This is a genomic window from Sphingomonas sp. 22176, from assembly GCF_052045505.1.
GTDB lineage: Bacteria > Pseudomonadota > Alphaproteobacteria > Sphingomonadales > Sphingomonadaceae > Sphingomonas.
In genome coordinates this window covers 154,966-180,979 of the sequence record NZ_JBQEPL010000005.1, presented here as the reverse complement: position 1 = coordinate 180,979, position 26,014 = coordinate 154,966, and the positions used below count along the sequence as shown (strand labels likewise).

The window sequence follows — 26,014 nt, the reverse complement described above, 5'->3', positions numbered from 1 at the left end:
CCTCAGAACCCGCCGTGGAACCGCACGGCGAATATATTGGCCGGCCCCCGATCACGATTATATCCCGGGTTCGCGATGAACTGATAATCGAGCGTCACGTCGAAGCCCTTCCGCGGCTGCCAGTCATAATAGGCCTCGGCGACCGCCTCGCTGCCCGGGTGGGGCAGCGTGCCGTCGCCGACCAGCACGCCCACGCCTCCGGCATCGAGATAACGCTGGTGCTCGCGCGAGATGCCGTTGACGATGCCGACCAGCCCGACGCGGTCGTTCGCCCGCCCCCATCCGGCGCCGTTCAGCGACGCGCCGAGTTGGGCGGTGCGATCGATATCGGTAAAGTCATAGGGCTCGATCGATCCGTCGGCGAAGCCCGCTCGGGCGAACAGCCCCAGCGTCGACGTTACAGCCTGCTCCGCATTCACCCCCAGACCCATGCGCGTGGTGCGCTGGCGGACCAGCGCGGTGTCCGCCGGCTGCCCCTGCGCCGCGCCGAGCGCCAGGGCGTCGTCGAACCGCCCGAACTGCCCGCGATTGCGGAAAGCAGTCACGCGGATCGCGCCGGGCTGGCCGCCGAGCATGTGGCGATGCTCGACCTCGACATCGACCTGATACTGGCGGAAGTCGCGCTCCAGCGTCTCGCCATTGGGCACCTTCGAGAGGTTGAACAGCCCGGCGCGCAGCGTCCACGCCCCTTGATACCACTCCGCAGCCACGCCGGTGGAATAGCCCCAGGCATCGGCGGCATAATCGAAGCTGCCGGTATCGACCGCCGACCAGTTGAGGAAGTCGCCGCGCGGATCATGCGCGTAGCGGTTGGTGTCGAACACGTCGCCGACGCCGAACTTGCCCAGCGTCAGCACCAGCCGATTGGCGGTCTGGGTGCCGCCCAGCACGTTCATCGCCGGTGCCACCGCGCTCGTCTCCCCGCCCAACCCGATCGTCTGGCGGAAGAACAGCCGCTGGAGCCGCAGATAGGGCTCGTCCTTGCCGACCTTGTACGCCTCGGCGCTGGGAAAGCCCGCCACGCCGAGCGTGTTCGACAGGCCGAAACCCTGGTCGATCTCCGGATTCACCCACAGCTCGCCGCCTTCCCAGGGCCGCACCCCGGCATAGAGCGTGACGTCGATCGTCTCGCGCACCTGCTTGGGCGTCAGGCTGTTGGGCCCGCGATAGGGATCGGTGAAGCCGCCCACGCCCTGCACCACCATCGTCGCCTGGCCATGCACCGCGAAGGTCTGCGGGTCGCCCGTGTCCTGCGCCTGGGCTGCAACCGGCAGCAGGAAGAACAGCGCGGCCGCGGCGGCGGCCGACTTGGGGAAGGCGTGGATCATGGACGTGCACCCCGAAATCCGGCGGAGATCGCCGACTCGACGGGGGCGCCCGTATACCCTAGGGGGGTATCAGGCAAGTAGAACGGAACGACGCAGAATGGGCCATGTCGCGCGCGAGAAGCAGAAGCTGCTCAACCGACTGAAAAGATTGCGCGGGCAGGTCGAGGCGATCGAGCGCGCGGTCGAGGCGGACACCGAATGCGCGCGCGTCCTGCAGCAGGCGACCGCGTGCCGCGGCGCGCTGGACGGCTTCATCGCCGAAGTGATCGAGGATCATATCCGCGAGCACATGCTGGAACCCGGCGCCGCCGCGGACGATCCCAAGGTACAGGCGGCCGAGGAACTGGTCGCGATCGTCCACCGCTATCTCACCTGATCGGAGCACCGCATGCAGACCAGCCTCGCCGATCGTGCCGCCGCGCTGCTCGGAGTGCCAGTCCTGGGTGCGGCGGCGCTCTCCGGCGGGGATCTTTCCGCGGTCCACCGGTTGCGGCTCGCCAATGGCGGTAGCGCGATCGCCAAGCAGGGGCCGCTGGTTTCGGAAGAAGCCGAGATGCTGATCGCGATTGCCGCGAGAGGTGCGCCGGCACCGGCGGTACTCGCGGTGGGCGAAGACCTGCTGCTCATCGCGGAAATGCCGAATGACGGGCATCTCGGCACCAGCTGGGACAGTCTCGCCACGGTGCTGCAAACCCTGCATGCGGCATCCGGCCGCGCCTATGGCTGGCCCGCCGATTACGCCTTCGGCCGCGTCGCCATCCCGAACGGTACTACCGATGACTGGCCGAGCTTCTGGGCCGAGCGACGGCTTCGTACCCACCTGCCGCACGTCCCCGCGCCGCTCGCGCGCCGGCTGGACCGGCTGGCGGATCGCCTCCCGAACCTGCTGCCGATGCACCCCGCGCCGTCGCTGCTGCACGGCGACCTGTGGGGCGGCAATGTGCTGACCTCCGGCGGCCGGGTGACCGCGCTGATCGATCCCGCCTGCTATCATGGCGACCGCGAAGTCGATGCCGCCATGCTCACGCTGTTCGACGCGCCGCCCACTCGCTTCTACGACGCGCTCGCGCTGGCGGCCGGATGGCAGGAGCGGCAGCCGATCTATCGGCTATGGCCGCTGCTCGTGCATCTGCGGCTGTTCGGCAGCAGCTATATCGGCGCGGTGGAAGCGGCGCTGGCGGCGGTCGAGTAATTCAGCCGAACAGCCGCGCGAGGCTGCGCTCCAGCATGACCAGCTGCCATAGCGTGCGGCCATGCTCGGCGCGGCCGGCGCGGTGGTCTTCGGCGAGCCGGGTGATCGTGCGCGGCTCGAACCAGCCGCTCTGGAGCAGCAGCGGCGAGCGGGCTAGCGCCGCCGCCTCGTCGGCCAGCGCGTGCCGGAACCAGGCGCTGATCGGGGTGACGAAGCCCATCTTGGGCCGGTAGAGAATCTCGCGCGGCAGCCAAGGCTCCAGCGCCTTCTTCATCAGCCACTTGCCCTGCCCGCCCCGGATGCGGAGCGAGGGCGGCAGGCTCGCCTCGAACTCGACCAGCCGGTGATCGAGCAGCGGCTCGCGCGCCTCCAGCCCCACCGCCATGCTGGTGCGGTCGACCTTGGTGAGGATGTCGCCGGGCAGCCAGTGGCGGATATCGGCATATTGGGCGCGGTCGAGCGCGTCGCGCGCAGGGGCGTTCCGCATTGTCTCGACATAGCGTATCTCGGCCCGATAGCCGTCGAGCGCGGCCCGTGCCGTATCGCTGTAGAGCTGGTTGCGCAGGGCCGGCGTGGTGACGCCGACCGCCTTGGCATAGGCCTCGGCCCCGTCCTCGGCGAGCGCGAGCAGGGTCGTCTTGGCGCGGAACGGGCGCGGTGCCCAATCGGCCTTGGGATAGAGCGCCCCCAGCCGCCCGAACACCCGCGCCCGCATGTCCGGCGGCAGAAGGCCACGGACACGCTCCTCGCCGGCGAAGAAGCGGTGGCGGCGGTATCCGGCCAGCGCCTCGTCGGCCCCGTCGCCGGAGAGGGCGACGGTCACGCTCTCGCGGGCGAGCTGGCAGACGCGGTAGGTCGGCAGCGCCGAGGCATCGGCGAAGGGCTCGTCGAAGGCGGCGACCAGCGTGTCGATCAGGCCGTAATCTTCCGCACCGACAGTGCGGGTGCGGTGGCTGGTGGCGAAGCGTGCCGAGACCTTTGCCGCATGGGCGGTTTCGTCCAGGCCCGCCTCATCGAAGCCGATCGTGCACGTCTTCACCGCCGCCTTGCTGCGCTCGGCCATCAGCGCGACCACCGCCGAGCTGTCGACGCCGCCAGACAAGAACGCGCCCAGCGGCACGTCGGCGATCATCCGCGAGCGGACGGCGGTGCGCATCCGCTCGATCAGCTCGGCCTTGAGGTCGCGGGGGCGGCCGGTGGCGCGGCGGGTGAAGTCGATATCCCACCAGCGCACCGGCTGCGGCACCGGGCGGCCGCGCTGGAGCAGCAGGAAATGCCCGGCGGGCAGCTTCTGCACACCCGCGACGATGCTGGCGTCATCCGGCACATAGCCGAGCGCCAGATAATCCTCGACCGCGCGGAAATCCGCAGCGCGGCGGAGCAGCGGATGCGCGAGCAGGCCCTTCAGCTCGGAGGCGAAGGCGATCGCGCCGTCTGCCAGCTCGGCATAATGGAGCGGCTTCACCCCGAACCGGTCGCGGGCGAGGAACAGGCTCTGGCTGGCCGCGTCGTAGAGCGCGAAGGCGAACATCCCGTTCAGCCGGGCGAGCAGGTCCGGCCCCCAGGCGCGCCAGCCGTGGAGCAGCACCTCGGTGTCGCTGTCGGTCATGAAGCGCGCGCCCAGCGCCTCCAGCTCGGCGCGGACCTCGCGGAAATTATAGATCTCGCCGTTGAAGGTGACGGCCAGGCTCTGGTCGGGCAGCGCCATCGGCTGCACGCCCCCTTCCAGGTCGATGATCGCCAGCCGGCGATGGCCGAGCCCCACCCCCGCCACGCACCACACGCCTGAGCCATCGGGACCGCGATGCGCCTGCGCGTCGCTCATCGCGACGATGCGGGCGGGGTCGATCGGCTTGGGAAGGCCGGGATAGAAGAGGCCGGCGATGCCGCACATCAGCGCAGGCCCTCGCGGCTGCCGATCCCTACCCGATTGTTGCTGTCCATCCTTCGCATCGTGGCGGGGCGGTACCAAGCCGAACGCCGCCGCGCCACCCCGGCGGTGCGCCCGCTCATGCCGATCCGGCGAGCAGCGCGTCGAGCGGCGCCAGCCGCGCATCCCAGCTGTAGCGGGCGATCACCCGCGCGCGGGCGGACGCACCCAGGGCCGTCGCGGTATCAGGATCGTCGAGGAGGCGCAGCACCGCATCGCCGAACGCATCCGCGCCCTCGGCGACGCAGAGCGTACCGGCATGGTCGATCCCCTCGGCGGCCGCCGGCGAGGCGACTACCGCCCGCGCCATCGCCATGCCTTCGAGCACCTTGTTCTGGATGCCGCGCGCCAGCTGCAGCGGCGCCACCACCAGTGCCCCCGCGGCAAGCCAGTCGCGCACATCGGGCACCGTGCCGGTGACGAGGACGCCCGGCCGCTCGGCGAGCGCGTACACGGCGGGCGTCGGCGCGCGGCCGACGATCGCAAAACGCGCCTCGGGGTGCGCACGCCGAATGCGGGGGAACACCTTGTCGGCGAACCAGGTAACCGCCTCGATGTTCGGGCGGTAATCCATCTGGCCGGTGAAGACGAGCAGCGGACCCTTCCCGCCGATCGTCTCGAACCAGCCGGAGGGATCGTAGAAGACCGTGTCGATGCCGTTCTCGATCGCGTGCACGCGGTCGGCGTTCGTATGCGTGCGGAACAGCGCCGCTTCGGCCTCGCTGACGAACAGGCTGGCATCGGCCGCACCGGCGACGCGGCGCTCATGGGCAAGCAGCAGCGACGCCTCGCGCTTGTGCACCAAGGCCATCGGCCCCCGCGCGTCCTTGGCATAGGCGGCGAACTTGGCCGAATCCATGTCGACAAAGTCCATGATCACTTGCTGCTTTGGCTGCGGCGGCAGATATTGCGCCATCTGGCTGGAGAAGAGGAAGATCGTGTCGATCGGCTCCGCCGCCAGCAACGCATCCACCGCGCGGCGCACCGCGGGATCGGCGAAGGCGACGAGCGACACCGGCCGGTGCTGCAGCAGCGCGCGTGCGCCTGTCCACACGGTCGGCGCGTCCCGCCAGACGATCGTGCGCGTTGCAGTGTAGGGCGTCAGGCCGTCCTGATGCCGCAGGTCCTCAGGGTCGTCGGCGAAGGCGACGAGGTGGACGCGGTGGTTCCGCGCGAGATGGCGCAGCAGGTGATAGGCGCGGATCTTGTCGCCGCGATCGGGCGGAAAGGGGATGCGATGCGCGAGGAACAGGATGTCGCCCATCAGCCGAGCCCGCGCGACAGCAGCGGGCCGATGCGGTTGGCCGCCCAGAGTGGCAGCCGCTTCCACGCGGCGATCTGCAGGCGGTACTTCGGGTCGAGCGGGTTGATGCTGCGCGGCGCCATGCCCTCGGCGTGGCGGGAGAAATAGATCAAGGGCTCGGGCGTGAAGCCCCAGTTCTTCTTGAACGCCGCGGCGCCGGTGCCGACCTTGGAGCGTCCGAAATCGAAGCGTGAGCACCCGCGCGCGCGGGCATGCGCCATCAGCGCGAAATACATCCGGTCGTTGGCGCGCAGCCCCCGCGCCGCCTCGGTCCCGCCGCCCCAATAGGGATAGACGGTGCCGCGCCAATAGAGGCTGAGCACGCTGGCCACCGCGCGGCGCTCGTGTCGGATGGTGAGGATATCCGCCTCCGCTCCAAACGCTTCCAGCACCGCCGCGAACAGCGCCGCCGGGAAGACCGGCGTGCCGAGATTGCGGACGCTTTCCGCATAGACGGCGTAATGGGCGCGCCGCGCGGCCCGATCCGCGCCCGTCTCCACCGTCAGCTCCGCGGCGAGCGCCTTGCGCAGTTCGGCGCGCTGCTTGCGCGGCACCGCGAGCAGTTCGGCCTCGTCATCGGCCGCGAGCCTGCGGACGAAGCCAAGATAGGTCGTGTCGTCGCGCACCCAGTCCTCCCCCGGACAGGGCCCGCCGCGCAGATCGACGCTGGGGCACCGCAGACGATCGGCGAGTTGCCATGCCGCCTGGCCAAGCGCCATGACCACAGGACCAGGCTCGGCAAGAATGCCGCCCCCCACGCCGAAGCCGGTGGACACCAGCGCCCGGCCGAACAGCGGGGAGGCGATCGCGGTGAGCGGCAGCACGCCGGCAATCCGGCCACCCGCCCCTTCCGCCACCAGATAGTGGCTGCGCTGGCGGCAGCCCTTCGCCACGGCCATGCTCCATTCGGGGAGGTGGAACGGCGTGCCGCCCGCCTGCGCATCCACCCAGGCCGCCAGCCGCCTGCGCTCGGTGCCATCGTGCAGATCGGCGGTGCGGACGGACAGGGTCACGCCAGCCGCTCCGCCGCCTGTGCGGCGATCGCATCTACCCGGCCCCAGTCGTGCGCCCCGAGCAGCGTCCGGAGCTTGCCCTCCATCGCGCCCAGCCGGGCATAATGGCGCAGGCGCGACTTGAGCGGTGCAGCACGAACCCGCGGCTGGCGCGGATCGATCTCCCACGGGTGGAAGTAGAACATCGCCGCCTCGCCGCACGCGTTGGCGGCGCGGATGGCGCGGTCGGTCACCCGCTGCGGCAGCAGCCGGAAGAAGCCGCCACCCGCGGTCACCTCGCGCCCCAGCACCCGCGCGATCGTGATCGGCAGCTCGATCAGCCGCGCATCGGGCAGCGGCCGGTACGGCGTTCGTGGCGCGTCCGGCCAGCCATAATGGTCGTGCGCGATCGGCGCGATGCTCGACGAGTAGCAATAGCCCGCCTCGGCCAGCACCGCATGCGCCCAGGGGGTGCGGCGGTCGATCGAGAAGCTCGGCGCACGATAGCCGTTGACCGCGACGCCGGCGGCATCCTCCAGCACGGCACGGGCGCGGGAAAGGTCGGCGCGGAACTGGTCGGGGGTCAGCGTGAAGACGCGGGCATGGTCCCAGCCATGGCTGGCGACTTCGTGCCCGGCCTCGGCGATGCGGCGGATCAGCTTCGGGTGCCGCTCCGCCACCCAGCCGAGCGTGAAGAAGGTACCCTGCACCCCCGCAGCTTCGAACAGCGCCAGCACGCGATCGGTATTGGCCTCGACGCGCCGCTCGAGCCGGTCCCAGTCGCCACGCGCGATCGTGGTCTCGAAGGCACCGACCTGGAACCAGTCCTCGACGTCGACCGACAGCCCGTTGCGCACGTCCATGGCTCAGGCAGCACTGCCGCGCAGGGCGTCGAGATCGATGCCGCTGCGGCCCTCGTCCTTCTCCACCCAGTCGACCAGCAGCGAGAGCACGCGGCGCAGCGCGTCGGACTGCGAGGCGACCTGCGCCTCCAGCTCGGCGACGCGGCGTTCGAGGGCGCGGGTCTCGGCCGAGCCTTCCGGCACCGCGCGCAGTTCGGCGACGCGACCCGGGCGCACCGGCGCGGGCTCCGGTGCCGGCTCGGGCGCCGGTTCGATCACGTCCTCTTGCTCGATATCTTCGATCACCGCCGCGACATCGGGCGCGCCGAAATTCTCGATCTGCTCGACCGCGCCGTACAGCAGCACCCGGCTCGCCAGCTGGTTGAGCCGGCGGGGGATGCCACCCGACCAGCGGTGCATCGCGGCCAGGGCATCGGCGGTGAAGCGCGGACGGCCGCTCCAGCCGACCAGCATCAGCCGGTGCATCAGATAGGCCTCGACCTCCTCCACCTCCATCGGCGCGAGATGGTGCATGGCGATCACCCGCTGGCGCAGCTGCTCGAAGGCGGGCTGCTGGAGCACGAGGCGGAACTCAGGCTGGCCGAGCAGGAAGATCTGGAGCAGCGGATAGCCGCCGGCCTGGAAGTTGGAGAGCATGCGAAGCTCGTCCAGGCTCTCGCCCGGCAGCGCCTGCGCCTCGTCCACCACCAGCAGCGTGCGGCGCCCGACCCGGGCGACCTCGTGCAGCCCGCGCTCGATCGCCAGCAGCAGCGCCGCCTTGGAGAGGTCGTCCCCCGGCAGCCCGAGCCCCTGCGCCACCAGCCGCAGCATGTCGTCGGCGCGCAGATGGGTGGAGACGATCTTGATCACGTTGAGCCGTTCGCCGTCGAGCTCGGCGAGCAGATGGCCGAGCAAGGTGGTCTTGCCCGCCCCCGGATCGCCGGTGATGACGACGAAGCCCTCGCCCTGGCTGAGACCATAGCCGAGATAGGCCATCGCCTTGCCATGGGTCGCGGTATCGAACCAGAAGCGCGGATCGGGCGTCAGCTGGAACGGCCGGCCGCGCAGCCCGTAATGATCGTCCATCATGCGTGCAGTCTCTCAAAAACCATAGCGCGCTCCGATCAGCGCCTGTGCCGATGCCTGGTCGGGCCCGTCGCGCATCGAGCCGTAGAGGCCCGCCGTTGCCGTGACGCTGAGGCGCCCGAGGCGGCGGGTATAGGCAGTGTTGGCGCCCCAACCGAACACGGCGGTGCTGCCGGGGGTGTCCCCGTCATAATAGCTGGCGAGCAAGTTGAGCCCGATCGTCCTGTCGCGTCCGGCAGCGAGCGCGGCGAAGGCCTGGGCGTAGAAGCTTTCGTCCCAGCTGCCGCCACCGGCGGTCGCGGCGACGGGGGTGAGGAAGTCGCGTCGGGCGAAGCCGCCGCCGACGCCGAGCCGAGTGGTGCCGCGGCTCCACACCGCATTGGCGGTCATCCCGCGGCCGCGATAGGCCGCCGTCGCCGCGGAGGAGAAGGCGCCGGCGATGCACCCGCCTGCCGTAGCGCCGCTGGTCCCGTAGATGCAGGCACCGGCCTGATTGCCGAACGGATCGGCGGTGGTGACGAAACCCACCGGCAGCGCGGCAAGGCTTCCGCCGACCTGCTGGCCATAGGTCTCGACGGTATCGTAGACCGCGACCTGGATGCCGCTGCCGTTGTTGCGCTGGAAGGTGAAGCTGCCGGTATAGCGCATCGCCCCGTAGCGTCGGCCGATCCGCACCTCCAGCATGGTCCGCTGGCTCGGCCGCCAGAGCACGCCGCCGTCCCAGAACATGCCCTCGAAATCATAAGCGATCCGCACGGGCGATGCAGGATCGGTGACATAGCGCCCGGCGCCATCCACCACCGGCTGGCCGCCGGCACCAAGCAGCGGATCGCGCTGGCGCACGGTGATCTGCTCATACCCCGCCCCGCCGACCAGCGCGACCGTGCGGCTGATCGGCGCAATCGCGTCGCCGCGCCCCGAACTGCTGGCAAAGCGCTGGTCGAGCTGGCTGGCATTCTCGCGCACCAGCCCGCCGGTGACGCTCAGCCCGATCGGCAGCACCGCGCCGGGCTTGGCGCCGATGCTGGCATTCACCGCGTGCGACGTAGACTGATCGAACCGATCGACCTGCGGCAGCGTCGATGCCACGCCGGTCGCGCCGCCGTCATCCACCTTGGTGAAGCCGAAGCGATAGGCGCCCTGCACGAACAGCGGCCCGGCATGGGTATCGAGCTTGGGGCCGAGATAGCCCGAATAGAGCTGGCTGAGGTTGCGGGCAGTGGCGGTATTGCCGGTCAGTGCATCGCCGCGTGCATCGGTGCGGGTCCGCGTGGCGACGGCGCCGGCCTCCAGCGTCAGCCCGCGGGCGACCGCGATCCGCGCCTGGGCGAGACCGTTATGACTGTCGCCCGACTGCAGGCTGCCCTTTTCGGTGAAACGGTGCTGATATTGGTAGCTCACCTGCACCTGCACGCGGCGGGTGCGGATGCTGCCGTCGAGCCCGGCGCCGAGCTGCGAATAGGTCAGCGTCTCGCCGCCGTTGAGCTCGGCGGTGGCGACCTGGCTCACCTCGAGATAGGGCGTGACGGTGGCGCGGCGCTGGGCGGCCGCGGGCACAATCGCGGCGGCGCAGACGGCCAGCACGATCGCGCCGCGGATCACCGCCCGGCCTGCGCGTAATAGCTGCCGAAGCGCCGGCCCGAAGGCTGGAACGACACCGCATTGAGGACGAGCTGGATATGCTCGCACCCGTCGAGCGCGGCGACGGCGGCGCGCAGGTCCTCCTCGCTGGTGCGATCGGCGCGAACCACCATCATCGTCTGGCCGACATGCAGCGCCAGCACCGAGGCGGGCGATGCAGCCAGGGCGGGCGGCGAATCGAAGATCACGATGCGGCGCGGATTGGCGGCCGCCAGTCGATCGAGCATCGCCCGCGCGCCGTCGCTCGCCAGCAGCTCGGTGTCGCTGACGCTGCGGGTGCCGGCGGGCAGGATCGCTAGCTGCGGCACATCGGTATCGACGATGCAGGCCTCGACATCGATCTGGCCGGCCAGCGCGTCGAGCAGCCCAGGCCCCTCGCCCATGCCGAGCCGCTTGGAGACGTCGGGCTTGGCGAAATCGGCGTCGACCAGCAGGATCTCGACATCCTTCTCGGCCGACATCGAAAGCGCGAGGTTGATCGCGCAGAAGGTCTTGCCCTCGTCGGGCTGGGCCGAACAGACCAGGATCATCCGGGCGCGATCGGCATTGACGCCGGCGACGCCGCGCGCGGTGAGCAGCAGCTGCCGCTTCACCATGCGGAACTCCTCGGCGAGCGGGGTGATCGGGCCTCCGGGCACCAGCATGCCGGCGGCGGCAAGCCGGGCGCGATCGACCGGCACGATCGGACGATCCTGTACGGGGGCCGCCGCCTGCACTCGGGCAGACGCCGCCTCCGCCGGAAGCGCTGGCATCATCGCGATCGCGCGCTGGATCAACGAGCCGGTGAAGCGCTTGGGGCTATGCTCGTTCATTGCTCAGGCCCCCGCAGCGTGGTGGAGCATGCCGACCAGCAGGATCGCGGCATAGGCAGCGCCCAAGCCTGCGACGCCGCCGAGGAAATGCTGGAGCTGCTTGCGGCGCCGCGCCCGCTGGCGGGGCGTGACCACCTCGCCGATCGAGCCGATCACCGGCATGCCGCTGGCGCGTTCGAGCCGGCTCGCGGTGTCGAAAGTCGTCCGCAGCTTGGAGAGCAGGAACGCCGCCGCCACGCCCGCACCCGGCCCGGCGACCAGCACCGCGGTGATCAGCATCGGCCGGTTGGGCGAGCTGGGGCTGCGCGGTTGGGTCGGCGGGTCGATGACGCTGAACTTCACCGCATCGGTCTGGCTCTGTGCCTGGCTGCTGATCCGCAGCTGCTCGCGATCGGCGAGCAGCTTGGCATACTGGTCTTTGAGCACCTGATAGTCGCGGTCGATCTGGCCCTGTTCGGAGGCTGCCTGCGGCGCCTGGGTGAGCTTGGCGCTGAGCGCGGCGAGATCGCCCTGGATCTGCGCGCGGCGCTGGCTGAGGGCGGCGACCTGCGCGGCCTTGTCGGCCTGCATCGAACGCAGGCTGAGATAGAGTGGATTGGCGAAGCTGCCCCCGGTCCCCCCGCTGGTAGGCTCGCGCGCCGCGGCGGCTTGCGCCCCGGCGATCTGCCGCTTAAGCGCGACAACGTCAGGATGCGCCTCGGTGAAGCCGCGCGCGCGGGCGTCCGAGAGCTGCGCCTGCAGATCCGCTAGACGGGCGCGTGCTGGTCCGGCACCGATGGGAACCCCGCCCTGCCCCGCAACATTAGCCGGCGTGCCAGCCATCTGCGCATTGACCGCGCTGAGGCCGCTCTGCGCCGCGGCGAGATCGCTTTCGATCTGCTGGATCTGCTGCTGCGCCGCGCCGATCCGGTCGTCGAGCGAACCGGTGCCTGGCAGGCTGCCCAGGAAGCGCGACTGGAATTCGGCGCGCTTGGCCTCGGCTGCCTGCAACGCCTGCTGGCGCTCTGCGAGCTGCTGGTCGAGAAAGGCGAGCGACTGGCTGCTCTCGTCGCGGCTGTCGGCGAGATTGTTGTCGCGAAACAGCGCGATCAGCTTTTCCACCACCTGGCGGCAGATCGCCGGATCGGCGCCCGTCACCGCAATCTCGAACAGATTGTCCTGCTGGGCGGTGAGCTTGATCGCCTTTTGCAGCCCGGCGATGCGCGCGCCGAGATCCGCGGGCTTGGTGATCGTCTTGGCGAGGTCGGTACCGCGGACGACCTTTTCGAGGTTCACCGAACTGGTCAGCGTCTGGCGGATGCGATCGATGTCCTGCTGCTGGCCGGCAGCCGCGACGCCGCCATCGTTCGGCAGCATCTGGCGCAGCTCGACGAGTATGCGGGCCTTGGATTCGTAGCTGTCGGGGATGCGCGACACCGCCACCCAGCCGACCACGCAGACCGCCCAGGCGATCGCCAGCGCCAGCGTGCGGCGCATCCAAACCGCGTGGATCGCGCTGCGGACCTCGTCGAACAGGCCGCCCATCAGAACATGCTCTGCGGGATGATGATCACGTCGCCCGGCTCCAGCCGGACATTGGCCGAAGTGTCGCCATTCTTGAGAAGATCGGCGAGGCGCAGCTTGAATTCGCGCTGCTTGCCGGTCTGCGGATCATAGCGCACCAGCCGGGCGCGGTTACCCGCGGCGAATTCGTTGAGACCGCCCACCGCGATCATCGCGTCGAGGATCGACATGTTGGCGCGGTACGGCAGCGAGGCCGGCTTCTCGGTGGCCCCCACCACCCGGATCTGCTGGTTGAACGTGCCTGAGAAATTCTCGACGATCACCGAGACGATCGGGTCCTTGATATACTCGCTGAGCGCGAGCTTCAGGTCGTCGGCGAGCATCGCGGGCGTCTTGCCCACCGCCGGCATGTCGTTGATCAGCGGGGTGGTGATGCGGCCGTCGGGGCGCACCTGCACCTTGGTCGAGATCTCGGGATTGCGCCAGACGAAGATGTTGAGCTGGTCGAGCGGGCCAATGACATATTCATCGCTCGGGGCTTCCTTGGCGCCGACGAAGCCCGCCGCGGGCAGCTCGGGACGCGGTCCACCGCCGCCGCACGCCGATAGCTGCGCCATCAGCGCCAGCGTCGCCGCCGCTTTCATCCCGAACGAAACCGCCATTGCCGTGCCTCCAAGCGGCAGCGAGGCGGCGTGTCGCGCACCCGTGCCGGACGGCGAGCTATGGCGCAGGACGCGTAAATTTAGCGTTAGGCGTCAGACTCCTGCCAGAACCTCGCGAACCGGCGGGTGGCCGAGGAAGGCCTGCGGGCTGGCGCTGGCGCCATAGGCCCCCGAGGCGAAGATCGCGATGAGGTCGCCCACCTCTGCTCGCGGTAGCGCGACACGGTCAGCCAGCCGGTCCAGCGGGGTGCAGAGCGGGCCGACCACGGTCACCACCTCCTCGGGCGCATCCAGCATTCGGTGGGCAACGGCGACGGGATAGTTGCGGCGCACGACGGTGCCGAAATTGCCGGTCGCGGCGAGATGATGGTGGAGCCCGCCGTCCACGACGAGAAAGGTCTCCCCCTGGCTTTCCTTGCGGTCGATAACCGGGGCGAGATAGATCCCCGCCTCGCCGACCAGCCAGCGGCCGAGTTCGATTGCGTACTGCGTATCGAGCCGGTCCAGTTCGCCCGCCAGCGCTGCCCCCACCGCCTCGACGTCGAGCGACACGTCGCCGGGGAAATAGGGGATGCCGAAGCCGCCGCCGAGATTGATCAACGGCGGCAGCGCCCCCGCTTCGTCCGCCAGGCGCGCGGCGAGACCGATCGTCGCGGCCTGTGTCTCGATCACCGCCTCGGCCGAAAGCGCCTGCGAGCCGGCATAGATGTGGAAGCCGCGCCAGTCGGCGCCGGCCGCGATCAGCCGCCGGACGAGTGCGGGCACCCGTGCGGCGTCGATCCCGAAGGGCGAGGCACGGCCGCCCATCTTCATGCCGGAGCCACGCAGCTCGAAATCGGGGTTCACCCGCACCGCCAGCCGCGGCGTGATGCCGAGCCGATCGCCGATCGCCAGCGCGCGCTCGGCCTCGCCCTCCGATTCCAGGTTGAGCGTCACCCCCGCGCAGATCGCCGCTTCCAGCTCCGCGTCGCGCTTGCCGGGTCCGGCGAAGCTGATCGCCGAGGCGTCCATCACCGCCAGCGCCTTGTCCATCTCGCCTGCGGAGGCGACGTCGATCCCGTCGACCTGGGGGGCGATGGCGGCGATCAGCGGCGGAAACGGATTGGCCTTGATCGCATAGTGCAGCGCTACCCGCTCCGGCATCGCCGCGCGGAAGCGGGCGATCCGCGCCTGCACTGCGCCTGCGTCATACAGATAGAGCGGCGTACCGGCCGACGCCCAGTCGGCGGCGCTGCGGCCGGCGACCTGCAGCACCGGCTGCCCGGCATAGTCGGCTGGAATGGGCCCGGTGGGCTTGGCGTTCATAGGATCTCCGTCTTCAGCCCGGACCGGTCGAGCTTGCCATTGGCGTTGCGCGGCAGGCTCTCCCGCCAGACATAGCGGGCAGGCTGCTGGAAGCTGGGAAGCTCCCGCCGCAACCGCGCGCGCAGTTCGTCCTCCCGGCTGCCGTCGCCGCGCGCGACGACGAGGATCGCCTGGCCGAGCCGGGGATCGGGGATGCCGAACGCCACCGCCTCGCTGGTCTCGCCGCCGGCGACCACAGCCTCCTCGATCTCGGTTGGGCTGATGCGGTTGCCGGAGGATTTGATCATTTCGTCGTCGCGGCCGACGAAGCGGAGCAGCCCCTCGGCGTCCTCCGCGACCGTGTCGCCCGACCATACCGCCATGCCCTGGTGCTCGGCGAAGGCCGGTGCAGGACGGAAACGCAGCGCGGTCCGCTCGGGATCGTGCCAATAGCCCTTGGCGACCAGCGGCCCGGCATGGACGAGCTCGCCTTGTCTGGCCCGCTGCCCTTCGACATCGACGATCAGGATTTCGGCGAAGGGAACGGCGCGGCCGATCGAGTCCGGGTGCGTGTCGACCAGCGCCGGATCGAGATAGGTCGAGCGGAATGCCTCGGTGAGGCCGTACATCGGGTAGAGGTCGGCGCCCGGAAAGCGGCTGCGCAGCCCCTGCACCAGCGGCCGGGTGAGCGCCCCGCCCGAGTTGGTCAGCCGCTTGAGCATCGCCGCCGTTTCCGCTGGCCATTCGGTCTCGAGCAGCTGCACCCAGAGCGGCGGCACGCCGGCTAACGTAGTGATGCCGAACCGCGTCACCGCCTTCACCACGTCGCGCGCCGTCAGATAGTCGAGCGGCACCACCCGCGCGCCTGCCGCCCAGGTCGAGAAGAGCTGGTTCTGGCCATAGTCGAAGCTCAGCGGCAGCACGCCCAGCACGCGATCCTCGGGCGCGATCTTGAGATAATGCGCGACGCTGACCGCCCCGAGCCAGAGATTGGCGTGGCTGAGCATCACCCCCTTGGGTCGCCCGGTCGAACCCGAGGTGTAGAGAATCGCCGCCAGTGCATCGGGGTCGCCGCTCGCGGGCGGCAGCCGATCGGAGCCGGCTATTTCCTCCTCGGTGACGATCCGGCAGTCGGCGGGCACGTCCCCCGGCTCCAGTGCGGCGAGCCGCGCCTTCTGCGTCACCAGCAGCCGCGCCCCGCTGTCTGCGAGGATATGCGCAACCTGCGCGCGCTTGAGAGCGGGGTTGATCGGCACATGGACGAGGCCGGCGCGCGGCCCGGCCAGCGGCAGCACACACGCCGCGCGCGTCTTGGGCAGCCAGCTAGCCACCCGCTCGCCCGCAGCAAGGCCGTGCGCGGCCAGCGCATGCGCCATGCTGCCCACCGCCGCCTCGAGTTCAGCATAGGTCAGCGTGCCAGCCTTGTCTTCCAAAGCAACGGCGTCCGGCGCGCCACGGAGCGGCAGCGCGTCTATAAGATGCGGGGCGGGATCGAGCGCGATCATGCACCACCCATAGTCTTGGCAGCGCCGCCGCCAAGCCTTACGGAAGCGCAAATTTCTTGCAGGGGAACCCCATTGCGGCCTGAAGCCATGCTCGACATCGAAACCACCGTCCGCGGCGTGCTGCGCGACGTGCTGGGGTTGAGCGACGATCGCGTTGCCGCGTTCGACGAGACCACGCCGCTGTTCGGCGCCCTGCCCGAGCTGGATTCGCTTGCCGTCGCTGGCGTGCTGACCGAGATCGAGGATCGCCTCGGCATCCTGATCGAGGACGACGAGGTCGACGGCGAGATGCTGGAGAGCTTCGGCACGCTCACCCGCTTCGCCGCGCAAAAGGTATTGGGGTGATCGAACCCTATGACTGGGCAGGCGGCCGCGAAGCGATGGTACGCTTCGGTCCCGGCAGCGGCCCCGTCGTCATCGCGGCGTTGCCGCTGTTCGAGGAGGCGAACCGCATGCGCGGATTCGCCGCGACGATCTTGCGGTCGCTGGCGGACCATCACGGCATCGCGGGCGTGCTGCCCGAGCTTCCGGGCACCGGCGAGAGCCTGATCCCGAGCGAACGTCTCGCCCTTTCGGACCTGCGGGCCGGCTTTGCGGCAGCGGCGCGGACGGCGGGCGGCCGTGCCTACTCGATGGCGCTTCGCAGCGGTGCGCTGCTCGACGGCAGCGTCGTCATCCGCCACCGCTGGCATTTCGCGCCGCAGCCCGGCGACGCCCTTTTGCGGGCGCTGCGCCGCCTCCACCGCACTGGCGACGCGCCCGGCTATGGCGGCCACCGCCTGCCCGACACCTTCCTGGAAGAGCTACCGGACTGCCATGTCGAGCCGGCGCGCACGCTGCGGCTGGAAGGCGATACCCGCCCGGCCGACCGTCTCGTCCCCGGCCGCGCGCTGTGGCGCGAACCGACGCCGGACAACGACCTCGCGCTCGCCGCGCTGCTCGCCGACGATCTCGCCGCCTGGGTGCGCCTGTGCGAAGCCTGATCGGCTTCCCCTGCCTTGGGGAGATGCTGGTCGGCACGCTGGACAGCGCGTCGGGCGCTACCGGACTGCTGATCGTCTCGGGCGGCAACGAGATTCGCGGCGGGCCGCATCGCAGCATGTCGCAACTGGCGCACCGCATCGCCGCGGCCGGCTATCCGGTGTTCCGTTTCGACCGCCGCGGTGTAGGCGATTCGGCCGGCACCAACCAGGGTTTCATGGAGAGCGCGCCGGACATCATCGCCGCCGCCAGCATCTTCCGGCGCGAGGCGAAGCTGCGCCGCGTCGTCGCGTTCGGCAATGGCGACGCGGCCACCGCGCTGGCGCTGTTCCACGCCCAGGCGAGGATCGATGCGCTGCTGCTCGCCAACCCGGTGGTCACCGCCCCCATGCCCCCGCCGGAAGCGCCTGAAGAGGGGGAAGCGAGGCGCGGCTGGATGCGGCAGATGATCGGCCGCGTGGCGGCACGCCCGACGGAAACGCATCGCAGCCTGGCCGGCGACCTCGCCGCGGCGTTCACCGCGGCGGAAGTGCCGATGACCGTGCTGCTCGCCACCCGCGACAAGATCGCCGCAGACTTTGCGGAATTCCTGCACAAGCCGGCCTCCGCCGCCGCCGGCACGCGCGTCCGCCGCAAGCAGTTCGATACCGCCAGCCACGTCTTTGCCGGCACTGCCGACAAGGCCTGGCTCTACGAGCGCGTGATCGAGGCGCTCGCTGAGCAGCAAGCGCCCTGACCTTTCGTTACTCGGCGGCCTGCGCCACCGTCTCGAAATCGGCCGCGGCGAGAAAGCGCTCGGCGTCGAGCGCGGCCATGCAGCCGGTGCCCGCGGCGGTAATCGCCTGGCGATAGTGCTTGTCCATCACGTCGCCGCAGGCGAACACGCCCGGCACGCTGGTGTTGGTCGTGCCCTTCTCGACCTGGATATAGCCATCGTCGTCGAGCGCGATATGGCCGCGGAACAGCTCGGTCGCCGGGTGGTGACCAATCGCGACAAAACCGCCATCGACCTCGAGCGTCGAAAGCTCGCCGGTCGCCGTGTCCTTGAGCTCGATGCCGACCAGACCCTCGGGCTGGCCGCCGCCGATGAAGCGTACGACTTCCTTGTTCCAGGCCATGGTGATCCGCTCGTTGGCGAACAGGCGCTGCTGGAGGATCTTCTCGGCACGCAGCGAATCGCGGCGGTGGATCAGCGTCACGTCATGGCTGTGGTTGGTGAGGTACAGCGCTTCCTCGACCGCGGTGTTGCCGCCGCCGATCACCGCCACCTTCTTGCCGCGGAAGAAGAAGCCGTCGCAAGTCGCGCAGGCGCTGACGCCCTTGCCCTTAAGCAGCTCTTCCGAATCAAGGCCCAGCCAGCGCGCCTGCGCGCCGGTGGCGATCACCAGCGTGTCACCGGTATAGACGGTGCCGCCGTCGCCGATGAGGCGGAACGGGCGCTGGCTGACGTCGATCTCGACGATCGTGTCCCACATCATCTGCGCGCCGACATGCTCGGCCTGGGCCTGCATCTCCTGCATCAGCCACGGGCCCTGGATGACCTCACGGAAGCCGGGATAATTCTCGACATCGGTGGTGGTCATCAGCTGGCCGCCGGGCTGGATGCCCTGGACGACGATGGGAGCGAGGCCCGCGCGCGCGCCGTAAATGGCGGCCGAGAGGCCAGCGGGGCCCGAGCCCAGGATCAACATGCGGGTAGAATGGGTGGCGGTCATGGTCTGCTTTCCGACGAATCTTCGATGCCGCTTCTAGAGACAGGGCATCGTCGGAAGCAACATGGCGTCGCGGGACACATCTGCAACGCCGTGCCGCAACGGAAAAGCTGTTACGGCACCAAGGCGAAGTTGCCCGCCGTTAGCGGAGAATCCACACGGCGACGCTGGCCCAGAACAGCACGCTGCCCATCGCCATGATCAGCAGGCTGCGCGATGCGGCGGGATCGACACCCCGGCCTTCGACCTGCTCCGGCGGCAATTCATGTAATGCACGCATTATACGGCGACTCCGTTCAAGCGACCCTCTTCCTGTTCGTCGTTATAGACGATCCGGAATCGCGTGCCGTTCCGGTATTATGCCTAATTTGTTACCGTGAGCGCCGGGTACAAGTCCAGCGATGGAATCGGTGACGGTGCATCTTCCGGGCGGATAAATCCGATCACCCTGTCCTCCGGCGCTTCCCCGACCAGTATCAGCATCGTCGGGGTGAGCGCGACATTCTCTGCGAAGGAATGGAAGACCAGCAGCCGCGTCCGCGTCGCGCGGCCGCCATTGTCGAGCACCAGCGCCAGCCGGTCCGAGGCGAGCCGCAACAGCATGCCCGGCGGATAGAGGGCGATGCTGCGCATGAACTGGAACAGCAGTTCGCGATCGAAATGCCCGTCCCAGCTCCACATCGCACCTAGCGCCCGCGCGGGAAGCCAGGCTTCCTTATAAGCGCGGTGCGAGGTGAGCGCGTCATAGACGTCGCAGATCGCCCCCATCCGCGCCGGTAGGCTGATATTGTCGGCCTTCAGCCCGTGCGGATAGCCGTTGCCGTCCCAACGCTCGTGATGGTGGAGACACACCTCCACGGCCAGCGGCGGCATGGTTTCATCCTGCCGAAGCAGCGCTACGCCTTCCTCGGGATGGGTGCGAACCAGCGCAAATTCCTCGGCCGACAGGCGACCCGGCTTGTCGAGCACGGCATCGGGAATCGCCACCTTGCCGACATCGTGGAGCAGCCCGGCAAGGCCGAGGATGCGGACCGCCTCCGCATCCATTTCCAGGTGGCGGGCGAGATTGACCATCAGGGTGCAGACAGCCACCGAATGGAGATAGGTATATTGGTGCTTGCTCTTGAGCTGCAGCACCCGCAGCAGCGCCGAGGCGTTGCGATCGAGCTGGCCGGCGATGTCGTCGACCAGCGCCGCAACCCTGCCGTGCGCGACGGCGCGCCCCAGCCGGACATCGTCAAAGGTATCGCGGACGGTGTCCAGCGCGCCCGCCACCAGCGCCGCAGCCGCCGCCTGGTGGGCGGGAAAGCTGAGTGCCGCGGGTGCGCTGATCGGCGGCTTGGCGCGTCCGGCCACCAAGGCGGCAGCGGCCTCCACATTGCCCTTGTCGTCGGAGAGCTCGGGATCATTCGCACCGTCTTGCGACCGTGCGACATCGATGATCACGCCGCCCGGGAAAGCCCGGAGTTTCTTCAGATCGTCGAGATCGGTAAGCAGGAAGCGGGTTCGCCAGAAGGGATGCTTCCACCAGGATCCTTCGAAGCCGCGGATGAACATCCCGATCCGAACAGCCGCGGACGGAATCGTCTTCAGCGCGGCCATCGCGCGCCACCCGCATTACCCCAACCGAGCGCCCTGAACGGGCGCGAATCCCCCGACACGTTACCAAGCCTCCTGAAGACTTATGGTTGCCACAGGCTATGCGGCGATCCGCTAAGCGTCGATGTCCAGATATCGTTAGCCCAATGCTAACGCGCACCGCCCGCCCCACGGCCGGATCGATAAAGGGCAGCGCAGAACCGCCGTCGGTCCACGCCCAAGCCATCGCCTCCAGAACCACCAATGGTCGGCACCCGGCCACAATAGCGCGCGGCCTCTGGCGATCGAAAGCCCCTTTTTTCATGGCTTGAGAAGCAGACCTCAGAAAAACCCACCAACGCGCCTCTGCCAATGCAAGCATCGGGAGAGACCGGATGGACACGGCCTTCACGCCGTTGACGAATTCTTCACCAACGGCGCCCAATAGGCAGCTCCATCCATCAAAATCCGCTGCACATCCACTTTCAATGACAATAATAAGTCATTGTCTCCGAAGCAGTATTTTTAAACCCTCCTTAACTTCGCCGATGATAGCGGGCGCCCTCGCAGCGTCAGGTCCGGGGCCTGGTTGGAAGCGACGCAAAGTCGCCGCTGCGCAAAAAGGGAACAGCTTCATGATTTTGTTGGATTCGGCGCGTTTTCTCAACCTGCGATATGGTATTTCTACCGCAGCGCTGCTGACGGCGATCGCCGCTCCGGCGCATGCGCAGACCGCCGCTCCCGTCGCCGCGAACGACGCCGCCGTCAGCGCCGTGGAAGCATCGCAGGCGCCTGCCGCTACCGATGCGCAGGACCAGTCCCCGCCCGCCGACCAGGCACCGATCGTCGTTACCGGCACGCTGTTCCGCGATTCGAACGCCAGCTCGATCTCGCCGGTAACCGTGCTCAGCGCAGCGACGCTGCAGCGGGCGAACATCACCACCGCGCAGGACGCGATCCGCTCGGTCTCCGCCGACAGCGCCGGCTCGATCTCGACCGGCTTCCGCAACGGCTTCTCGGCCGGCGGCGCTGCCGTGTCGCTGCGCGGGCTCGGCGTTTCGTCGACCGTGGTGCTGATCGACGGCCTCCGCTCGGCCAACTTCCCGCTCAACGACGACGGCCACAATGCCTATGTCGACCTGAACTCGATCCCGTTCAGCATCGTCGATCGGATCGAAGTGCTGAAGGACGGCGCGTCCTCCACCTATGGCGCGGACGCGATCGGCGGCGTGGTCAACCTGATCAGCAAGAAGCAGTTCAAGGGCCTGGAAGGCTCGGTACAGGGCGGCACGACCGGCCATGGCGACGGCTCCCACTACCGCGCGACGATGACCGGCGGCGTGGGCGACTATCGCGAGCAGGGCTGGAATTTCTATCTGAACGGTGAATATACCTATGACGGGTTCATCACCAACCACTCGCGCGGCTACCCCTTCAATACGCTGGACCTTCGCCCGAGCGGCCTCGACGATCGCAACCGCAACGACGATTCGCTGACCCAGGCCAATCCCCAGGCGGTCGTGACCCGCGTGGCGCAGACCGATCTCAACAATCCGCTTGCGGGCCAGGTCGGGCAGCCGACGAACCAGTACCAGCTGCTCAACCCCAACAGCTGCCCCTTCGGCACCTTCACCGTGAACACGAAGGACGCCCAGGGCACCGGCTGCGCGCACAACATCCCGGACGAATATTACATCATCCAGCCGAAGCAACAGCGCTATTCGGCCACCGGCCGCCTGAGCGTCCGCCTGGCCGATAACTGGGAAGCGTTCGCCACCGGCAGCTATTCGCATTCCGAAGTCACCATCACCGGCGCGCCGTCTGGCATCCGCCAGACCCAGCCATTCGGCGGCTCCGCCTCGATCGCTTCGAGCAACCCGGGCATCGTGCTGCCGTTCTACGTCTGCGCCTCGGGCGTGAACTGTGCCACCGCACCCGATCGCCGGCTGAACCCGAACAACCCCTATGCCGTTCAGGGCGCTGATCCCACGCAGAATGCCGCGCGCATTTATTATCTGTTTGGCGACATTCCCGCGGGCAGCTTCCGCTATGTCGACGTGTTCCGCACCTCGGCGGGCATCTCGGGCGACCTCGGCGATGGCTTCAAGTTCCGTCTGAACGGCGTCTATGCCCGCGACAATTTCAGCGTGACGCAGCATGGCTTCATCAACGTCCAGGGCCTGCTGAACGCGATCAACACGGGGTCCTACAACTTCGTCAATCCGGAGCAGAACACCGCTGCGGTGCGCAACCAGATCTCGCCGGATCGCACCACGCCGTCCTATTCGACGGTCGCGACGATCGGCGGCTCGCTGATCAAGTCGCTGATGGAGCTGCCGGGCGGCACGCTCAACATCGGCGGCGGTTTCCAGATCCGTCGCGAAACGCTGATGAACCGCAACCAGAATGCGGACCTCGCCTATTACGCGCTGACCACCTCGTCCGCCCAGGGCCGTCAGACGGTGACCGCGGGCTTCTTCGAAATCGACGCGCCGTTCACGCGCACGCTCGATCTCAACGTGTCGGGCCGCTACGATCACTATTCGCAGGGCTATAGCCACTTCTCGCCCAAGGTCGGCGCGAAGTTCAGCCCGATCGAGCAGGTCTCGTTCCGCGCCACCTACTCGCAGGGTTTCCGCGCACCGACCTTCGCCGAATATAACCCGGCGAGCAGCTATTCGGGCTTCACCACCTTCACGCCGCCGGCCAGCTTCGTCGCTGCACATCCGGGCAACGCCGCCTATTCGGGCAGCTACAGCATCGGTGCCGGTTCCAAGGGCAACCCGGACATTCTGCCGGAAGTCTCGCGCAGCATCACCGTGGGCACGATGCTGAAGCCGACCCGCTGGTTCAACATGACGGTCGACTATTACAACATCAAAAAGTCGCACCTGATCGTCAGCGGCCCGCTGCAGGCCGCGGCGATCGACGCCTATTATCGCCAGAGCAACGCGACGGCAGGCTGCGCGGCGGTGGCCGCGGTGGGCGCAGGCTACCAGTGCAAGGTCGTCGACGGTGTCGATCCGAACAACCCGAACGCCCTGCCCCGCCTGCTGGTGCTCGACGTGCCCTACGTCAACGCCAACTATCAGGTAAGCTCGGGCCTCGATATGCAGGCGAGTGTCGACCTGCGCGTAACCGATAGCGTGCGCCTGCTCAGCCGCGTCGACGTCACGCGGGTGCTGCGCCTCGATCTCGTCACGCCGGCGGGCGTGGTGCAGAAATATGCGGGCACGCTCGGGCCGTACAACCTGTCGTCGGGCGGTGGCACGCCGCGCATCCGCGGCAACTGGCAGAACTCGGTCGAATTCGGCAAGTTCTCGCTCACGGCAACGACCTATTATGTCGGCCGGATCAAGCAGGTGGCGGCCGATACGATCACCCCGGTCGACGGCGTGATCGATCTGTCCTGCGCCAACACCAAGGCGGCGATCGTCAAGGGCAGCGACAAGAGCAACCAGTGCTACATCCGTCCGTTCATCTATGCGGACCTCAACGCCGCGGTGCAGGTGAACGACCAGTTCCGCTTCTTCGTCAACGTCCAGAACGTCACCAATGCACGCTCCCCGCTTGCATCGGGTGCCTATGCCAGCAATCCGAACTATCTGAGCAGCTGGCACTATGCCGGCCTCGTCGGCCGCAACTTCAGCGCCGGCGCGAACTTCAAGTTCTGATCGCACGTAGCTGATCATTGTGCATCGGAGGGGCGATCGCCCTTCCGATGCGCAGTGCAACCCCTCGAGCTGACGAAGACTTCTCGCGCACGACCATCCCCTGCGCGAAATCGGTACCGGGTGCAGGACGTACCCGCCGCCGACGACGGCGATCCCCCCAACACACCCTGCCCGCCAGCCAGGCGCAGCCCGCGGCTTCGGCTGCAGTCTTCAGGCAGGTTCGGCCTGCCCTCCAGGAGGGCTCAGGCGCCGCGCAAGCGTGGAGCGGCGTACCCACTGGACGATCCCGGGCAAGGCATCCTTGAACGCGAGGATGCGCTTCTCGATCGCGTGCCAGGAAAATACCGCGAAGCACACCATCGCCAGCAGCGACAAGGCGAGCGTCTCGAAGAACTTGCCCGGCCCGATCAGGTGCACCACCGTCTGCTGGATCGGATAGGCATAGAGATACAGACCGTAGGAATAGTCGCCGCCGAAGAGCAGCTTCGGGCGCCACATCCGGTTGCAGCCGAATGCCGCGATCGCGCAGGCGGCGGGGAAGCTGGCGAGATATTGCGCGTTCGGGAAGTATAGCAGCAGACACGCCGCGGCGAAGGCGGCGACGGCGACCGCGAAGCCGCCCGGCAGCACGTAGCGGAAACGGTACACCACCATCCCGGCGACGAAGCTGAGCGTCAGGTTGAACTTGTCCACATTGAACCAGGTCGGCGCCCCGGTCGCCATCTGGTGCCACGTCAGGACTGCTACCGCGACCACATAGGTGGCGGCGAGCAGCTTCGGCCGCTTCGTGAACCCGATCAGGAACAGGACGCTGATCGTGATGTAGCATTCCAGCTCCGACGGCACCGTCCAGAGCGAGCTGTTCACGACGCCGGACACGGGGTTGTCGAGGAACACACCGGGCAGCCGGAAATGGATCCAGCCTAGAATGTTGACCAGATATTCGAAGAACTCGCGGTGTGTGAAATAGGTGGCGAGCGACACGCTGGTCAGCAGCGGCCCGAGGATCAGCGCGGAGAGCAGCACCTCCACCGTCAGCGCCGGGAAGATGCGCAGCACGCGGTGCCACAGGAATACGCCGAGGTTCGGCGCGCGCTCCAGGCTCGACGAGACCAGGAAGCCGCTCAGCGCGAAGAACATCGGCAGGATGACACGCACGAGCACCATGACCGGCGCATCGACATAGGACATCAGCGCCTCGGTCGACATCGTCACCGGAAAGCTGTGCCAGAGCACCACCGCCAGCGCGAGCAGGAGCCGCGCATAATCGAAGCCGCTCGTCACACGCGCGGCGAACCGTTCCCCCAAACTGGTCATTTGTCGCCCCTTCCCCCCGGTCAGCCGATCCACCGGCTGACGAAAACGTGCCATCCACGCGTCGGATGTACCGATGATATCGGGTTGGGGCGCCCAGGCGGACCGAAGAAGGTCCGGAACGGATCATTGCGCGATCTTCCCCGTCCGGGGTCACGCTATGCTCGCGATCGCTGCTGGCGTTGGGCAGCCTTCGAGGACGAAGGAGGAGCCATGAAGGGCAGTGAGAACCCAAGGAGCGCCGCTTCCCAGGCGGCATGGTATCTGCTTGCCGCCTTCGGCATCGCGATGCTGGTGAACTTCATGATCACCGACCTGCTCGGGATCACGTCACACGATGAGCCGAGCACCGCCTACGCATCCCTTCTCGAAGGTTCATGATTGCGGCCGCGGCGCTGATGCGCATTATCTCCATCGCGATCAGCGCCTCGCCGATTCAGCGATCACGAAGCTCGAAAGCGGCTGATTTCCCAAATAAACGCCCAACCGGCGCAGTCGCGTCGTCCAAACGCATCCGTTCAACTGGGAAACTTCGCAGCTAAATCAGATGCTTGGGGATGGTAGCGGAGGAGGGACTTGAACCCCCGACACGCGGATTATGATTCCGCTGCTCTAACCAACTGAGCTACTCCGCCCCGAAGCGAGAGCGGCCATCTATGTCGGTGGACACGATCC

General features: G+C 68.3%; 23 protein-coding genes and 1 tRNA gene. 7 read left to right on the top strand and 17 right to left on the bottom strand.

Annotated elements, in window-relative coordinates; all coding sequences use genetic code 11:
* Positions 1–2 precede the first annotated feature (2 nt).
* Positions 3–1,328, bottom strand: a complete 1,326-nt coding sequence (locus ACTJKY_RS16820) for a carbohydrate porin (protein ID WP_440847254.1) — start codon at positions 1,326–1,328, stop codon at positions 3–5.
* A 97-nt stretch (positions 1,329–1,425) separates the two neighbouring features.
* Between ACTJKY_RS16820 and ACTJKY_RS16815 the strand changes: the two genes are divergently transcribed.
* The gene (locus tag ACTJKY_RS16815) at positions 1,426–1,704 is read left to right on the top strand and encodes a metal/formaldehyde-sensitive transcriptional repressor (protein ID WP_121077683.1); all 279 of its coding nucleotides are present in this window, start codon (positions 1,426–1,428) and stop codon (positions 1,702–1,704) included.
* Between the two features lie 12 nt (positions 1,705–1,716).
* Positions 1,717–2,520, top strand: coding sequence for a fructosamine kinase family protein (locus ACTJKY_RS16810; RefSeq protein ID WP_440847253.1), 804 nt, complete (start codon positions 1,717–1,719; stop codon positions 2,518–2,520).
* A gap of 1 nt (position 2,521) precedes the next feature.
* On the opposite strand, the gene ACTJKY_RS16805 is transcribed toward ACTJKY_RS16810, so the two are convergent.
* The 11 genes from ACTJKY_RS16805 to ACTJKY_RS16755 all read right to left on the bottom strand — a co-directional run bounded on the left by ACTJKY_RS16805 (position 2,522) and on the right by ACTJKY_RS16755 (position 16,080).
* Positions 2,522–4,414, bottom strand: a complete 1,893-nt coding sequence (locus ACTJKY_RS16805) for an XrtA/PEP-CTERM system amidotransferase (protein WP_440847252.1) — start codon at positions 4,412–4,414, stop codon at positions 2,522–2,524.
* 115 nt (positions 4,415–4,529) lie between these two features.
* A complete protein-coding gene (locus tag ACTJKY_RS16800) occupies positions 4,530–5,714 on the bottom strand; it encodes a TIGR03087 family PEP-CTERM/XrtA system glycosyltransferase (RefSeq protein ID WP_440847251.1) in 1,185 nt (394 codons plus the stop codon).
* Entirely contained in the window at positions 5,714–6,766 is a 1,053-nt protein-coding gene (locus tag ACTJKY_RS16795; protein ID WP_440847250.1) for a FemAB family XrtA/PEP-CTERM system-associated protein, read from the bottom strand. The genes ACTJKY_RS16800 and ACTJKY_RS16795 overlap by 1 nt, the downstream gene beginning before the upstream one ends.
* On the bottom strand, positions 6,763–7,608 hold the full coding sequence (locus ACTJKY_RS16790) for an XrtA system polysaccharide deacetylase (protein WP_440847249.1): 846 nt from the start codon (positions 7,606–7,608) through the stop codon (positions 6,763–6,765). Before ACTJKY_RS16790 ends, ACTJKY_RS16795 begins: the two co-directional genes overlap by 4 nt.
* Before the next feature lie 3 nt (positions 7,609–7,611).
* Complete coding sequence (locus ACTJKY_RS16785) at positions 7,612–8,676, bottom strand: AAA family ATPase (protein WP_440847248.1); 1,065 nt, start codon at positions 8,674–8,676, stop codon at positions 7,612–7,614.
* A 12-nt stretch (positions 8,677–8,688) separates the two neighbouring features.
* A complete protein-coding gene (locus ACTJKY_RS16780) occupies positions 8,689–10,275 on the bottom strand; it encodes a hypothetical protein (protein WP_440847247.1) in 1,587 nt (528 codons plus the stop codon).
* Complete coding sequence (locus tag ACTJKY_RS16775; RefSeq protein ID WP_440847246.1) at positions 10,272–11,126, bottom strand: AAA family ATPase; 855 nt, start codon at positions 11,124–11,126, stop codon at positions 10,272–10,274. The genes ACTJKY_RS16780 and ACTJKY_RS16775 overlap by 4 nt, the downstream gene beginning before the upstream one ends.
* Before the next feature lie 3 nt (positions 11,127–11,129).
* Positions 11,130–12,650, bottom strand: coding sequence for an XrtA system polysaccharide chain length determinant (locus tag ACTJKY_RS16770; RefSeq protein ID WP_440847245.1), 1,521 nt, complete (start codon positions 12,648–12,650; stop codon positions 11,130–11,132).
* On the bottom strand, positions 12,650–13,246 hold the full coding sequence (locus ACTJKY_RS16765) for an XrtA/PEP-CTERM system exopolysaccharide export protein (RefSeq protein WP_440847301.1): 597 nt from the start codon (positions 13,244–13,246) through the stop codon (positions 12,650–12,652). The genes ACTJKY_RS16770 and ACTJKY_RS16765 overlap by 1 nt, the downstream gene beginning before the upstream one ends.
* Positions 13,247–13,384: 138 nt before the next feature.
* Complete coding sequence (locus ACTJKY_RS16760) at positions 13,385–14,596, bottom strand: pyridoxal-dependent decarboxylase, exosortase A system-associated (RefSeq protein ID WP_440847244.1); 1,212 nt, start codon at positions 14,594–14,596, stop codon at positions 13,385–13,387.
* On the bottom strand, positions 14,593–16,080 hold the full coding sequence (locus ACTJKY_RS16755; protein ID WP_440847243.1) for an acyl-CoA ligase (AMP-forming), exosortase A system-associated: 1,488 nt from the start codon (positions 16,078–16,080) through the stop codon (positions 14,593–14,595). The genes ACTJKY_RS16760 and ACTJKY_RS16755 overlap by 4 nt, the downstream gene beginning before the upstream one ends.
* A gap of 87 nt (positions 16,081–16,167) precedes the next feature.
* Here ACTJKY_RS16755 and ACTJKY_RS16750 point away from each other — a divergent pair, with 87 nt between their 5' ends.
* From ACTJKY_RS16750 to ACTJKY_RS16740, 3 genes are read left to right on the top strand one after another with little or no spacing between them, the layout of a single operon-like run.
* A complete protein-coding gene (locus ACTJKY_RS16750; RefSeq protein WP_294253445.1) occupies positions 16,168–16,425 on the top strand; it encodes an acyl carrier protein in 258 nt (85 codons plus the stop codon).
* The gene (locus tag ACTJKY_RS16745; protein WP_440847242.1) at positions 16,422–17,063 is read left to right on the top strand and encodes a hypothetical protein; all 642 of its coding nucleotides are present in this window, start codon (positions 16,422–16,424) and stop codon (positions 17,061–17,063) included. The genes ACTJKY_RS16750 and ACTJKY_RS16745 overlap by 4 nt, the downstream gene beginning before the upstream one ends.
* A complete protein-coding gene (locus ACTJKY_RS16740) occupies positions 17,051–17,797 on the top strand; it encodes a serine aminopeptidase domain-containing protein (RefSeq protein ID WP_440847241.1) in 747 nt (248 codons plus the stop codon). The genes ACTJKY_RS16745 and ACTJKY_RS16740 overlap by 13 nt, the downstream gene beginning before the upstream one ends.
* A gap of 7 nt (positions 17,798–17,804) precedes the next feature.
* On the opposite strand, the gene trxB is transcribed toward ACTJKY_RS16740, so the two are convergent.
* The 3 genes from trxB to ACTJKY_RS16725 form a co-directional block, all read right to left on the bottom strand.
* A complete protein-coding gene (trxB, locus tag ACTJKY_RS16735; protein WP_440847240.1) occupies positions 17,805–18,776 on the bottom strand; it encodes a thioredoxin-disulfide reductase in 972 nt (323 codons plus the stop codon).
* Positions 18,777–18,915: 139 nt separating this feature from the next.
* Complete coding sequence (locus ACTJKY_RS16730) at positions 18,916–19,053, bottom strand: hypothetical protein (RefSeq protein WP_294253435.1); 138 nt, start codon at positions 19,051–19,053, stop codon at positions 18,916–18,918.
* Positions 19,054–19,136: 83 nt separating this feature from the next.
* Entirely contained in the window at positions 19,137–20,375 is a 1,239-nt protein-coding gene (locus tag ACTJKY_RS16725) for an HD-GYP domain-containing protein (protein WP_440847239.1), read from the bottom strand.
* A gap of 611 nt (positions 20,376–20,986) precedes the next feature.
* Between ACTJKY_RS16725 and ACTJKY_RS16720 the strand changes: the two genes are divergently transcribed.
* The gene (locus ACTJKY_RS16720; protein ID WP_440847238.1) at positions 20,987–24,025 is read left to right on the top strand and encodes a TonB-dependent receptor domain-containing protein; all 3,039 of its coding nucleotides are present in this window, start codon (positions 20,987–20,989) and stop codon (positions 24,023–24,025) included.
* Positions 24,026–24,235: 210 nt separating this feature from the next.
* Here ACTJKY_RS16720 and ACTJKY_RS16715 read toward each other — a convergent pair whose 3' ends face one another.
* Complete coding sequence (locus tag ACTJKY_RS16715) at positions 24,236–25,342, bottom strand: acyltransferase family protein (protein ID WP_440847237.1); 1,107 nt, start codon at positions 25,340–25,342, stop codon at positions 24,236–24,238.
* Positions 25,343–25,552: 210 nt separating this feature from the next.
* Here ACTJKY_RS16715 and ACTJKY_RS16710 point away from each other — a divergent pair, with 210 nt between their 5' ends.
* Positions 25,553–25,720 carry a hypothetical protein gene (locus tag ACTJKY_RS16710; RefSeq protein WP_440847236.1) on the top strand — a complete coding sequence of 56 codons (168 nt, stop codon included), beginning with the start codon at positions 25,553–25,555 and terminating at the stop codon, positions 25,718–25,720.
* Positions 25,721–25,897: 177 nt separating this feature from the next.
* On the opposite strand, the gene ACTJKY_RS16705 is transcribed toward ACTJKY_RS16710, so the two are convergent.
* A tRNA-Met gene (locus ACTJKY_RS16705) sits at positions 25,898–25,974 on the bottom strand.
* Positions 25,975–26,014 lie beyond the last annotated feature (40 nt).